Below are 12,880 nucleotides of genomic sequence, written 5' to 3'. Positions count from 1 at the left end.
CGTGCTGAGACTCGCCTAAGAACACACACAGAACTAACAAAGAGATTCCCTCACTCCGGTGCTCTTGCGACGGGAGCGTTCCAGTGCCGCCAGAGCGCGACCATCCGGACGGTGACCACGGCGGCGGCCGCGACCACGGTGACCGGGCCTTCCGGCAGTCGCACTGCGTGACCGACGGCGACGAGCACCGAACCGGCCAGCGCGGCGACGGCGTAGATCTCCTTCCGCAGGACCATGGGGATTTCCCGGAGCAGGAGATCGCGCACGGCACCGCCGCCGATGCCGGTCGTCATGCCGATCAGGCACGCGGCGTAGACGGTCGCGCCGGCGTTCAGCGCGATGGTCGTCCCGGCGGTGGCGAAGACGCCGAGCCCGAGCGCGTCGGCGAGCAACACGCCCCGCCGCAGCCGCGCGACCTGAGGGTGGAAGGCGAAGACGACCAGGGCGGTCACCGCGCAGACGGCGAGGTAGGGCCAGTTCCGCAGCGTCGTGGGCGGGTGGATGCCGAGCAGCACGTCCCGGATGACGCCGCCACCGAGCGCGGTGGTGAGCCCGACGACGACCACCCCGAAGACGTCGAGCCGGGCCCGCACGGCGGCGAGCGCCCCGGACGCCGCGAAGGCGACGAGCCCGAGGAACTCCAGCGCCGTGAGCAGCATCTACTGGTCTAACAGTCCACCGCGGTAGGCCAGCAGGGCGGCCTGCACCCGGTTGGCCGCACCGATCTTCGAGAGCACGGCGGAGACGTACCCCTTGACGGTGGCTTCGGACAGGTGGAGGCGCCCGCCGATCTCGGCGTTGGACAGGCCCTGCCCGATGAGCGCGACGACCTCACGCTCGCGTTCGGACAGTGAGGCGAGCAGCTTCCGCGCGGGCTGAGCAGCGCGTTGTTCGTCCCGGTGGGACTGAACCATCCGCGCGGCGACACCCGGGTCGAGGACCGCGCCTCCCCTGGCCAGGTCCCGGACTGCGCGGAGCAGCGCGGCGGGATCGATGTCCTTGAGGAGGAAGCCGTTGGCCCCGAGCCGCAGCGCGAGGCTGACGTACTCGTCGATGTCGAAGGTGGTCAGCATGGCCACGGTGGGCGGATCGGGCAGGGCGAGGATGGCCCGAAGAGCGCGGATGCCGTCGTCGGGCGCCCGCATCTTGATGTCGAGCAGGGCGACGTCGGGGTGGTACCGCCGGGCGACCTCCACTGCGGATCTGCCGTCGGAGGCCTCGCCCACGATCTCGATGTCCTGAGCCCCGGACATCATCGCGCGCAACCCCGAGCGCACCAGTTCCTCGTCGTCGGCGAACATGAGCTTGATCAACGAAGCCCTCCGCAACAGCCAGTAGGAGGCGGCTCCCCGCGTCCCGTTAACGAAGGTTACCTACTGTTGTTCAGCAGTTCGAAACCAGACACGACCAGGTGACCGACTGGTCCGTCCAGGTCAGGTGCGGTGGGCCGTCCGGCAGGGTGTATCCCAGAGCCCGGTCACCCCGCAGAACCACTCACCTGGGTGACGACGGAGGTCGGGCTGCTCCATCCGTGCCCCTGCTGCTGGGTCGTGCTTCGGCAGGCTAAGCTTGCCTCGGCAGCAGCAGGCCCTCGTAGCTCAGGGGATAGAGCACCGCTCTCCTAAAGCGGTCGTCCCAGGATCGAACCCCTCGCGCCTGTGCAGGTGACAGGGTTGCAATCCGCCTCCACCCGGCTTGCGTGACCCATTTCATGACCCAAAACGGGTCTAGAATTGGATCATGACCAGGTCACGAGGTGGAAGCACTAGGTCCGGCGTCACCAAGGGGCGCGCCGGGCGCTTGAGAGCCCCGCAGGGCACGACCGATGTCCTTCCGAGCGGGAGCATCCGAGTCCGCGTAGACGGCGGCTTCGATCCCGTCACCAGGAAGCGCATCCGGCCGACCGAGACTATCCCGGCGGGCCCGAATGCGAGGCGCGAGGCCGACAACGCGCTAACGCGTTTACTCAATCAGGTCATCGAAGATCGTCACGCGAAAACCAATGCCTCAGTCGCACACCTGCTTGATCGCTATCAAGCTGAGCGTCAGATCGGCGACAAGATCGCTCGCACCACACTCGCCCGCGACCAGGAGCTCATCGACCTGCACATTATTCCTATCATAGGAAAGGAGAAGGCTGGAAAAAAGCCGAAAAACCTACTCAAAAAACTTTACGCCGAGTGCTACCGGTGCCGAACTCACTGCCAGGAAGCCAATCTCGTCGACCATCGCACGCGCGTAAAGCACGTCTGCGATGCGCGATGCAAGCCACACACATGCGTCGGCCTAGCGACCAGCACGGTACGAAAGATTCACTTCATCCTCACCGGCGCCTACTCCGAAGCGCTTGAATGGGACTGGTGGTCAATTGACCCGCTCGCCGGCCTCAAAGCGCCCGAGCCAGTCCTTCCCGAGCCAGATCCGCCCAGCCCGAAAGAAGCTGCAATCATCGTCGCAGACGCGTACCGCCGCGACTTGGCTTGGGGAATGTACGTCTGGCTCACCATGATTCTCGGCGCTCGCCGCGGTGAGGTCATCGCCATACGTCGACGACACTGGGACAGTGAACGCAAGGTCATCTATCTTCGGCGCGCCGTTGCGCAAGTTCGCAACGACGTCTTCGAGAAGGACATCAAGAACCACATTCGCCGGAATGTCGTCCTTGACGACGAGACCAACGAGATGCTTGCCGAGTACTGGGCCCACGTCGAGGCCATCGCGCAGGCCGCAGGAATCGAACTTGACGACGACGCGTTTATGTTCTCGCTGACCGCCGACCACTCCGTTGCGTTGAAGCCCCGCTCGGTGACCCAGCGCTACCGTCGCATGGTCCGTTCTCTCGGCATCAACACGCAGATGAAGTCGCTGCGGCACTACAACGCGACCGAACTCATCGCGGCGGGCATCGACATCCGGACCGTTGCGGGCCGACTCGGGCACGCCGGCGGAGGTACTACAACCCTCCGCGTTTACGCAGCGTGGAAGTCGGAGGCTGATCAACGAGCCGCAGGGGAACTCAGGGCCAGCATGCCTGCTCGACCAACTCTCGAGGGCCCGGTCGAACGCGCCAAGACACGACCCAGCGCTCCGTACGAGCACATTGCCGCAACGATGCGCCGAGCGATCATCGATGGCGACCTGGAGCCCGGCAGCGTCGCTCCTTCGATCAAGGAGATCGCCGCGACCCATCGCGTCAGCGTCGGGACCGCGCACCGGGCAGCCGGGCTGCTGCGAGCATGGGGGCTGCTCTCCGAGGGAGGGCGTGGGAAGCGCCCGCTGATCTTGGAACCCGACAAGCCAACCGTCGCAGATGCCACGCCCGGGCCGCGTGCACTGACTGAACAGACCAAGGCCGATGTCCGAGCAACGGGTACTGCGTTGCTCGACCTGCAACTTATGTACCTCGCCGATCCCGTAAAGACCTTCCTGGCCGAGGCCGATCCCGCAGATCCTGCCCAGCTCAGGCGCTTGCTGCTTGGCGCCGCACGGCGGCACGGCGGCAGGGACATCACCATCGACGACTACGAGTTGATCGTCCGCGGTCACGCTACTGGGGAAGTCATCGCAACGTTCGTAGCGCTGTGATTGACCACCCCGTGCGCGACGACCTCAACATCGTCTAGAGTTGGGGACACGCCCTCGTAGCTCAGGGGATAGAGCACGACTCTCCTAAAGTCGGTGTCGCAGGTTCGATTCCTGCCGGGGGCACCACAGTGATCAAGTGTTTCCGCAGCTCAGCCCCGTTCCCCTAACGGGGCTGACCTCGTGAGCAAACGCAAACCTGCAGGTCATCCCTGTTCCCCTTGGTCTCCTACGGGGGCTCTACGCTCCGAAATCAAGAGCGTTACCGGGGCTACTGATCGACAGAGCGCGCTACAACCGCAAGGTCGGCCATCAGCAGAGCTAGCTCACGCTCCTCGTGCACCACAACGCGCGTGAGGTCGTGAACGTTCCGTTAGTCCTACGACGGCAGTCGCAAGTTCGACGGGCGCGTCGTGATGACCGCTCAACTGCACTCCCCGGCATACGTTCTCGCGTCGAAACGCCAAGATCGCGCTAGATGCCACGAGAGCACTTGATCGGCGATAGTGAACCCGGCCGGATTGAAGTCTGGCCGTGCCTGGGTCGTGCATCCGACGGTAGAGAATCCGGCCTCAAAACGGAGTCGCCCGGAGATCGCCTATCCACACGCGGCGACCAGCGTCGGCCAACCTCGACTCCAAGTCGGCAACGTCAGGCAACGCGATCGTCAGCCGACGTCTGAACTCATCGTCGTGGCGTGACACGACCAGGTGGACCAACTCGTGCACAACCACCAGGTCCAACAGATCCGGCGGTAGCTGAATGGTCGCCCAATGAAAGACGACCGAACCGTCACGGGTACGCAGTCCCCATCGAGTTGCCAGATCGCGAACGATCACCTGCGGCGGCGCGACACCGATTCGACCGGCCCACGATCGCACCCGTTCCGTGAGCCACGCCTGCCCACGCGTCCGATACCACTCGATGATCTCGGGGCCACCCGCCTGCTTGCTCAACTGCAACCAGCCGCCGTGCAGCCTCACGGGCATCGTCTGCTCCGCGACTCGAAGCAGGCGGTAGTGACGCCCCAAGTATGTGAACCCCTCCCCGTCCACCAGGTCCTTGGCCGGATGATCAGCAGCCAGCTCTGCGCGACGGCGAACCGCCTTGGCCAGCCACAGGCGGCGATCTTGGAGAGCGTTAGTCAACTCTGCCGGTGTGATTCGTGCCGGGACCGCGATCACGATCATCCCGTCTGGCAGCACATCCAACCCGAGTGTGCGGCGTCGGGGCCGAACCTCCACCCGCCACGCCCAGTGGCGCGGCAGGGCCGCCTCACGAACCGCTGTGTCCAGCACGTGGGTCATTGCCGCGGCCGATCAGCCAGCCGCAGGAAACGCTCGCGGTTACTCGTGGCCAGATCGACCAACTTGTCCGCGACATGCTGTGCCTCGGATGGAGCCAGACAAGTCTCGACCACAAGGGTGTTGATCAGCCGCTTGCGCGCGGTGTCTCGCACGTGACCGTTGTAGAGGAAGTGCGGCCTCAACACCTCGGTGCTGATCTGGAGTGCCAACCCTCGTGCAGCCGTGAAGATGTCGATGTGCGCAAGACCCGGTTTCCGGTTCGCCGCTGCCTCCTCGAGGAGACTGTAGATCGGCTTCTCCGTCCACCGGTCAAGCCCGAGCTCGGTCGTGGCCGCTTCCTCGGCCAACGTCTGTGCGCGCAACCCGACAAGTTCCAGATAGGTCTGGCCAAAGTCGTGGTCCTGCTCCATCTGCTGGAGGATCTCGTCGAGCCGTTCACTCAGCCGTCGGTAGGTATGGGGGTCCGAAGCCATCCGAGTGCTGATGTGCTCGCTCATCGCGTGCTTCATCTCCAGCGCGCGAGCCCGGTCGTCGGGAAGCGCGTCAACCTTCTCCGCGAAGTCCGCCGCCGTGATTTCCACCGGTGGGATGCGCTGAAGGATGCCTTCCGCACGAATGTGTGCATCGATGAGTTGCCTGATCTTGGCTCCGTACCGATACGGACTGAAGTGCGTGCGAGCATCCCGGTAGCGCCGGCGGGCGAGGTACTGAACGATGCCGAGATTGCGGGCAATTCCTTGGTATTTCAGGGCTTCTGGACGAGGAAGTACCGCGTTCAGCGCAGTCAGGAACGACTTGGTGACGTCGTCGAACTCGGCCCGCAACTCGGGATCGTCGAGGCGAGAGAGCAGCTCCTCACGCTCTTCGGGCGTGCTCACCGCGCGAATTCCGTGCTGGGCAAGGAAGTTCGTTACAGCGTTGTGCTGGAGCAGCAGCTCTGGCACAACCGCTTCGTCCAGCGGCTTCATAAACGAGCGGGAGTCGGCGTCACCGATGACTTCGTCGAGGTGATCGGTGTCGTACTCGTTGAGCGCCCGCACCAGATCCGCCGAGATGCCGACGTAGTCCACGATGAGACCGAATGACTTGTGCTTGCGAGGGCGATTGGGCCTCGCGATCGCCTGCAGCAACTCAGCGCTCTTGCGGATCGGCCGGTCCACGAAAAGGATCTGTTCGACAGGCGCGTCAAAACCCGTCAACAGCATCGACTTCACGACGATGAAGGCGATGGGCGCGACAGAAGACTTCGCGGTGGCCGGAGCGATTTCGGTGTCAGGCTCAGCGTCTTCAACGCTTCGACGCCATGGTTCGTCGCCACCACGCTGGATCGGATGCGCGTGGTGCAGCGCGCCGGTATGAGCCTCCCATGTCAGATCCGGCTCCAGCTCCGCAACATCACCGAGACCGTCCTTGAACCGCGCGATGTACTCGCGGTGCCGGTCCGAACTCGTCCACTCCTCCCAGTCCGCGTCCTCCGTCGTCGTGCCCCTCGAAATCACCGCCACCGCGGTGATCCGACTCAGCAGTTCACGGTGCTCAGCAGCCTCAAGAAGGGTCTGCGTCCGCTCATCGGCTTCCTCCCACGCCATCGGGTCGTGCAGAACGGCCGGGCCAAGGTCGTCGACGTCGGCGAGCAGTCGTTGGCGTGCCTCCAGAAGGGCTTCACGGTAGCGAACCGCGGCCTTTCGAGACACTGCGACGACCTGAGCAGAGAAGCGGTCAGGCAACGCGTTCCGCACCCAGTAGCGGAGCATGTCGTCCGCTTTCGCGCGAATGAGTTCGGCGGCCTCGAGGACCTCGCGGTGCCGGGCGAACTGGTTGACGAGCCTCTCCCGGTCCGCATCGTCCACCGGCACGGACGCCATGAAACCCGCGTCCAGAACGGCCCGGTCGATCACCGCACCGGGGATCTCCCGTGACTCGTAGCGAATGGGGACGACAGCTCGGTCTTTCTCCGCGTCTTTCAATGCATAGACGTCGAGGAACGGGCCGAAGATGTCGCGAGTGGTCTTCTTGTCCCCCTTGAGGATCGGCGTGCCGGTGAAGCCGATGAGCACCGCGTTCGGCAGGTTGGCGCGCAGCCTCGCGTGCTGAAACGACGAGTGCGACCGGTGCGCCTCGTCGACCAGAACGATGATGTCCGTGCTGGCGTTGAGCGATGGAGCGTCGGCCTTCTCACCGGTCTCGTCGACGTCGTCATCCGAGTCCTCGTCGCGGGACTTCTGAATGGTCACCAGCACCAGATCTGGCGTGTCGCTTGCGAGGTGCCTGCGCGCGTCTACGACGGACTTCGCGCGCCGAGGCGTTTCCCCGGTAGTACCGAGGCTCTTCAGGATCTGCTCTTCCAGGTCGAGCCGATCCGTGACGACAACGACCTTGAAGCCCCGCAGTTCGTCGTGCTGTCGCAGCACTCGCACCAGAAAGGACATGGTGAGGCTCTTGCCGGAGCCCTGGGTGTGCCAGGTGACGCCGCCACGGGGATCCGGTGCGGCCGAGGCGGAGATAGCTCGCCGACGTTCTGCCAGGCGACGAACCATGCGGCGGACTGCACGGAACTGCTGCCACCGGGCCACGATCTTCACCTGGCGGCCGCTGACGACCTGACCGACGGTGAAGTCGCGAATCAACTCCAGGAGAGTCGCCGGTCGCAACATCTCTCCGGCGAGGATCTCCTGGCTGTGGAGCGACTGCCCTTCCGGCTTGCCGATCTCCGTCCGGATGGTCTGCTCGATGCCAGGCTCGACCAGCCGCCAGGCGGCGAAGTACTCGGGCGGCGACGTGATGGTGCCGTATTGCGCCGTTTCACGGTCCGTCGCGATGAGCAGCTGAGCGAACCTCTCCAGGTCCGGCGCGTCGGCCACGTAGCCCTGCAGTTGGGCGATGGCTTCGTCAACCGCGGTCGGTCCCGGGTCTTTGCACTCGATCACCGCGAACGGCAGGCCGTTCACGAACAGCACCAGGTCGAGCACGATGTAGGGCCGTCGCCCATCGAAGGTGTCGATCCTGAACTGCGACACGACGAGCAGTTCGTTGCGCTCGGGGTTCGCCCAGTCCACCAGCTTGACCGGTTGACGCACACCGTCGTCCCAGTCCGGGAGTCCTTCGACGGTGAGTGCCGCACCGGTCAGCAGCTCGGTGAAGGCGATGTTGCCCTGCACGCCGGGTTCTGGATCGCGGACGGCTCGGTTGACTATCGAGGTGAGCCGGTCCTCATCGAGCCAGGGCTGCCCGTTCGGGCCGAGGTTGATCGCACGTACCGCGTCGCGGAAGCGGTCCAGCAGGATCACGTCGCTGTAGGTCTGCCGTCCCTCGCCTGGGCCGGCGTACGGCAGATGGGTCCACCCCATCGCCACCAGCTGATCGATCAGGGGCCGTTCGACCTCGTCCCGTTCCGGGTGCCGCATTCGTCACACTTTAGCCTTGATCATGCGTAACCCAGCTGAGTGAGGTACTCGGCGAGCTTGCGTGTCGCGGCATCACGCTCGGCCTCCAGCTGTGACAGCGGCACGCGGTACTTGTCACTCCAACGGTTGAACGTGGCGACGAGCTCCGCACGTCCTGCGGCGACATACCTGTCGAGTCGACGCGCAAGGTCTCGTTCGAACACCCGCAGCACGATGTCAGTTACATTGCCTTCGAGAGGCGCGCGCTGAGCAGCCAGTTTGAGCTGCTCCTTGAACAGCTTCTCCAGCTTCGTGCGCTTGGACCGGGCAGCGGTGGCAACCTTCTTGAGCCGGGCCACCTCTTCCGCGGTCACCTCGGACTCCTCGGCGTCGTCCGCTTCCTCCTCGTCACCGCCGTCAAGTGCAGCCTTTGCGGCCTTGTGCGCGGCATCGGCTTCTGCGTATTCCGCCTCCGCCTTCTCCAGCTCCGCCAGGAAGTCAGGCAGCAGGTAGGGAACAACCGGGTGATCAAGCGCCTTACGGCGCTCGACGGCGGTCGGCTGCTTGAGCTTGCCGTTTGGCTGTTCGACCGGTTCGAGCATGGCCTCGATCGTGTCGACCCAACCGTCCAGCACCCGCTCGAATCCACCTGCGGCAAGCGCCTTGAGATCGTGACGGTTGTCCATCCACCATCCCGCGACGATGCCCGCGGTGGTGAACTCGTCCAGCACTCCCAGCGGAACGAGCGCGCCGGTGAAGCCGCTGAGCAGGTCGGCACGTAGGAGCATCAGTTTCTTGTGCTCCGGCAGTTCGACGATGAGCTTGGCCTCTTCGTCCCACCACTGCTGATAGGCGGTTCTGAGGTCGCTTTCGCGCTGTGCGGCGAGCTGGGTGATCCGCTCTGCGGTGACCTTCGCGTCTTCCGGTAGGAAGTCGTAGTAGTCCGGATCGGCGGGTTCCCGCTCGGCGAACAACACCTGCGCTTCCACGCCGAACGCGGAGAAGAGATCGGCCTTGGCCATGACCTCAGCCTTGGGCATGCCACCGTGGAGGTGCGCCCGCACGTCCTGTGGCTCAGGAGGCAGTGCGTTGTCGACATAGCGACGGATGTTCAGGTTGGCGTCGTCGGCCAGCAGTTCGTCGACCGTCACGACGCGCGAGTAGCCGGGAATCTCCTGCCAGTCCCTGTACGTACTGACGATTTTCTCGGCGTGCTCCGGTCCCAGCTCGTTCTGCGCCCGACCGCTGGTGTACTCACGGTCGGCGTTGATGAACAGGACCTTCTTCTGTCTGCGAGGGTCGGTTTTGCCGCCTGGGCTACGCAACACCAGCACACAGGCGGGAATCCCGGTGCCGTAGAAGAGGTTCGGGCCGAGGCCGATGATCGCCTCGATGACGTCAGAACGAAGCATGTTCTCGCGAATCGTGCGCTCTGCTCCGCCGCGGAACAGGACGCCATGCGGCATTACGGTCGCGGCGATGCCGTTCTGCGTCAGCACGGCGACCATGTGCTGGACGAACATCAGGTCGGCCTTCTTGCCGGTTTCCGGGGCCCACCCGAACATCATCCGGTCGGCGAACTTCACGTCCTCGGTCCGGTAGTTCAGCGAGAACGGCGGGTTGGAGAGAACCTTCCGGAACCGCCTCAGTTTGTCGCCGTCACGATGCAACGGCTCCTCGAGCGTGTCACCGTTGCGAAGATCGGCATCTCGGGCCCCGTGCAGAAGAAGGTTCATCTTCGCCATCGCCCAGGAGGTGCCGCTCTTCTCCTGGCCGTAGAGGGCGAGCTGTTCAACGTCGCCACCGTGCTCCTCGACGTGCTCCTTGGCCAGCAAGAGCATTCCGCCTGAGCCCGCACATGGGTCGTAGACGCTGTCGCCCGGCTGCGGGTCAACCAGCCGCACCATCATCCGCACCACCGAGCGCGGCGTGTAGAACTCGCCGCCCTTCTTGCCGGCAGAGTCGGCGAACTCGGCGATCAGGTACTCGTAGGCCGCGCCGAGCATGTCCGGGAACTCGAAGTCGATGTCCCGGAGGCGGTACCGGTCGAAGTGGTGGATCAGGTCGACCAGTTCACGGTTGGTCAGCTTCGTCTGGCCGGTCTCCCGGCTGAACTGGATGTGCCGCAGCACGCCACGCAGGCTGTTGCCGTTGTGGCTCTCCAGGTTGGCGATCGCCTTGTCGAGCTCCGTGGCGACCGTGTCCGCGACCGTGAGCTGGTTCAGCCCCTTCGGCGGGGCTTGGTCGCCGGCACTGCGCAGGTGCGGCCCCTTCCACCAGCGGGCGTGGGGAGGGACGTAGATGTGTTCCGCATACGCGTCCGAGTTGTTCGCCCAGGCCAGCGACTGCTCAACGTCGTTGTCGGTGCGATCCATCATCAGTTCGTAGACGCGCTGCCACTCGGGCTGGAACTCGTCCGAGCACCGCTTCAGGAACAACATCCCGAAGATGAAGTCCTTGTACTCGGAGGCGTCCATCTTGCCGCGGAGGATGTCCGCCGCGGTGAAGAGATGCCGTTCCAGTTGGGAGAGAGTCAGCTTTGCCACGTGCGAACCTTACTCAGGCGTCGATGATCTTCAGGGAGACGAGCAGCTGCCACACGTCGGTACACGGATCCCGCCTCAGCGGCGGACAGTGATCGTCGTCGTGTCCGGCCTGGTCGGAGCATGTCGTGGTTGGGCAGTCGTTCGCCAGCTTCTTCGCATTGCGTGCGGCGATCTCGTGCTTGTCCCGCAGTGCCTCGACGCGTTCGCCTCTGACGCTCTTGTCGCCCCGGATGTCGAACGTCTCAAACCCACGCTGCCTGCGCAGCTGCTCGTGCACGATGGTGCTGGATCCGCTCTGCCGCCCCGAGTTGAACCCGGTGAAGTGCAGGAGCAACCACAGGTCGAACGAGGGGCTGGAGTAGGCGATCTTGACGTTCTTCGCGCTGGCCTTGTCGAACGCCTGCGGAATTCCCTCGTGCTGGTCGCGGTCGAACATCGCCCAGAGCTCGTCGCGCCGCGGATCCTCAGCTTGAGCGAGAACGTAGTCGACAGCCTCGAGAGGCTTCATCCCGTTCCGCTTGGCCAGGACGTGCAGCGTGATCCGCTTCGAGTCGAGGAGATCCTTCTTGAGGTACGTGAGGTAGTCGACCTCGGTGCGTTCTCCCTCGACCGCGACATAGATGACGCGATGCTCGCGTGAAGCACCCTTGGTCTTGTGCAGTGGCTTGTCCGCGTGCGGATTGCTGCGCCTGCTCACACGCCCCCCGACACGAGTTCCGTCACCTCACGGGCCAGCTCGCCGGCCGTCACCCGTGGCACGCCACCGTAGCGCCCACGCAGGTAGCCGAGTTCCAAATTGTCAGTGGTCCGCGGGCCCGCATCGGTAAGCGGATAGAGCTCAGTTTCGCCAGTACCACGCTTTGTCGTGATCCACACCTGGTCGCGACTCAGCGGACGCCCCACCACGCCTTTACCCAAGAGCGTGGCGTCGTGGGTGGTAAACAGCAACTGAGCACCGTTCGGGTTCGCGTCTGGATCTTGGAACAGCCGGACGACCTCGGCGGCAAGGACGGGATGCAGGCTGGAGTCAAGCTCGTCGGCCAGCAGCACCGAGCCTCGTTCCAGCATCTCCAGCACAGGGCCAAGGAAGGCGAACCAGGCGTGCGTACCGAGCGATTCCTGGGTGCGGAAGTCGAGTGGGAGCGGCTTGCCACGTCCGGTACGATGCAGCAGCTTGACCTGCTGGTCGTTCGGCAGTGCCTCGTCGATGTCCAGCCCGACGATTCCCAGATCCGCGACTCGCAGCAGCGACTCGACGCGCTTCCGGTAGTCGTCTCCTCGTTTCGGATCGACGAGCCGCTCTCTGGTATAGTCACTGCGCTGGGCGACGCCGGCGTCATCCGAAGCCACCACCCAGAAGTTGTTGGTGAACCACCGGTGGAGCGGCCGCAACTGCTTGTTGTTGAAGCTCGCTCCGACAGTGAGGAACAGGGCGTTCGGCCTTGCCAGTTCGACAAGTTTCTTGGCGCCGCGCAGGTTCTCGTTGGGGAACCGGAACTCCTCGCCACCGGCTCGATCAGCCTCGCGGTCGAACCACACCTGCTTGTGACCGCCGGGGTAGGCATGGAGCCACTCAGCTTCGACGCGCTCATCTGACAGCTCGAAGCCGTAGGTGTAGCGAACCTTGGTCTGGCCCAGCAGAAGGTCTACCTCGAACAGTGTGTTTTCGCGTCGACACGCGGGATCGAGTGCGAACGGGTCCCTCGGCACACCTTCGTCTCGTGCCCAATCCGCCACCGAGTCACGTACGGCTGCGCGCATGGCTACAAGGGCACTGAGCAGGTTGGACTTGCCGGAGGCGTTGGCGCCGAAGATCCCTACCGCGGGGATGACACCGATCTCCTTGCCGCCGGACTCGACCCCAGTGTGCCGGACGATCTCGTCGTCGACGTCCGAGGCCACGAACGACAGCTCGTGCTCGTCGCGGAGCGAGCGGTAGTTGGCGACACGGAACCTCAGGAGCACGGTTCACCTCCTTCACCCGTGATCGGACCGTCTTTTGCAGTGTCTCACGTCGAAGACTTGCAGACCAGGGCCGAAAATCCGGCATCTGCCCTGGTCG

At 64.4% G+C, this 12,880-nt stretch carries 9 protein-coding genes and 1 tRNA gene; 2 read left to right on the top strand and 8 right to left on the bottom strand.

Annotated elements, in window-relative coordinates:
- Nucleotides 1-50 precede the first annotated feature (50 nt).
- Together QRX60_RS17840 and QRX60_RS17835 are read right to left on the bottom strand one after the other, a co-directional pair.
- The gene (locus tag QRX60_RS17840) at nt 51-659 is read right to left on the bottom strand and encodes a trimeric intracellular cation channel family protein (protein WP_286001901.1); all 609 of its coding nucleotides are present in this window, start codon (nt 657-659) and stop codon (nt 51-53) included.
- Nucleotides 660-1,313 (bottom strand): response regulator, encoded by a 654-nt coding sequence (locus tag QRX60_RS17835; RefSeq protein WP_003087851.1) that lies wholly within the window; start codon nt 1,311-1,313, stop codon nt 660-662.
- 427 nt (nt 1,314-1,740) lie between these two features.
- On the opposite strand from QRX60_RS17835, the gene QRX60_RS17830 reads away from it, so the two are divergent.
- Together QRX60_RS17830 and QRX60_RS17825 are read left to right on the top strand one after the other, a co-directional pair.
- Complete coding sequence (locus QRX60_RS17830) at nt 1,741-3,585, top strand: tyrosine-type recombinase/integrase (protein ID WP_286001900.1); 1,845 nt, start codon at nt 1,741-1,743, stop codon at nt 3,583-3,585.
- A gap of 50 nt (nt 3,586-3,635) precedes the next feature.
- Nucleotides 3,636-3,711: transfer RNA gene (locus tag QRX60_RS17825), tRNA-Arg, on the top strand.
- A gap of 295 nt (nt 3,712-4,006) precedes the next feature.
- On the opposite strand, the gene QRX60_RS51605 is transcribed toward QRX60_RS17825, so the two are convergent.
- The 6 genes from QRX60_RS51605 to QRX60_RS17800 are packed head-to-tail and all read right to left on the bottom strand — an operon-like array spanning nt 4,007 to nt 12,783.
- Entirely contained in the window at nt 4,007-4,177 is a 171-nt protein-coding gene (locus QRX60_RS51605) for a DUF2399 domain-containing protein (RefSeq protein ID WP_408630271.1), read from the bottom strand.
- Complete coding sequence (locus QRX60_RS17820; protein WP_286001899.1) at nt 4,155-4,889, bottom strand: M48 family metallopeptidase; 735 nt, start codon at nt 4,887-4,889, stop codon at nt 4,155-4,157. The genes QRX60_RS51605 and QRX60_RS17820 overlap by 23 nt, the downstream gene beginning before the upstream one ends.
- Nucleotides 4,886-8,293 carry a type I restriction endonuclease subunit R gene (locus QRX60_RS17815; protein WP_286001898.1) on the bottom strand — a complete coding sequence of 1,136 codons (3,408 nt, stop codon included), beginning with the start codon at nt 8,291-8,293 and terminating at the stop codon, nt 4,886-4,888. The genes QRX60_RS17820 and QRX60_RS17815 overlap by 4 nt, the downstream gene beginning before the upstream one ends.
- A 20-nt stretch (nt 8,294-8,313) precedes the next feature.
- Nucleotides 8,314-10,818: a type I restriction-modification system subunit M gene (locus QRX60_RS17810; protein ID WP_286001897.1), complete on the bottom strand. Its 2,505-nt coding sequence runs from the start codon at nt 10,816-10,818 to the stop codon at nt 8,314-8,316.
- Between the two features lie 13 nt (nt 10,819-10,831).
- Nucleotides 10,832-11,515, bottom strand: coding sequence for an RloB family protein (locus QRX60_RS17805; RefSeq protein WP_286001896.1), 684 nt, complete (start codon nt 11,513-11,515; stop codon nt 10,832-10,834).
- Nucleotides 11,512-12,783: an AAA family ATPase gene (locus tag QRX60_RS17800; protein WP_286001895.1), complete on the bottom strand. Its 1,272-nt coding sequence runs from the start codon at nt 12,781-12,783 to the stop codon at nt 11,512-11,514. The genes QRX60_RS17805 and QRX60_RS17800 overlap by 4 nt, the downstream gene beginning before the upstream one ends.
- Nucleotides 12,784-12,880 lie beyond the last annotated feature (97 nt).

It is taken from the genome of Amycolatopsis mongoliensis (assembly GCF_030285665.1).
Classification (GTDB): Bacteria; Actinomycetota; Actinomycetes; order Mycobacteriales; family Pseudonocardiaceae; genus Amycolatopsis; species Amycolatopsis mongoliensis.
This window is presented reverse-complemented; position numbering and strand designations above follow the sequence as displayed.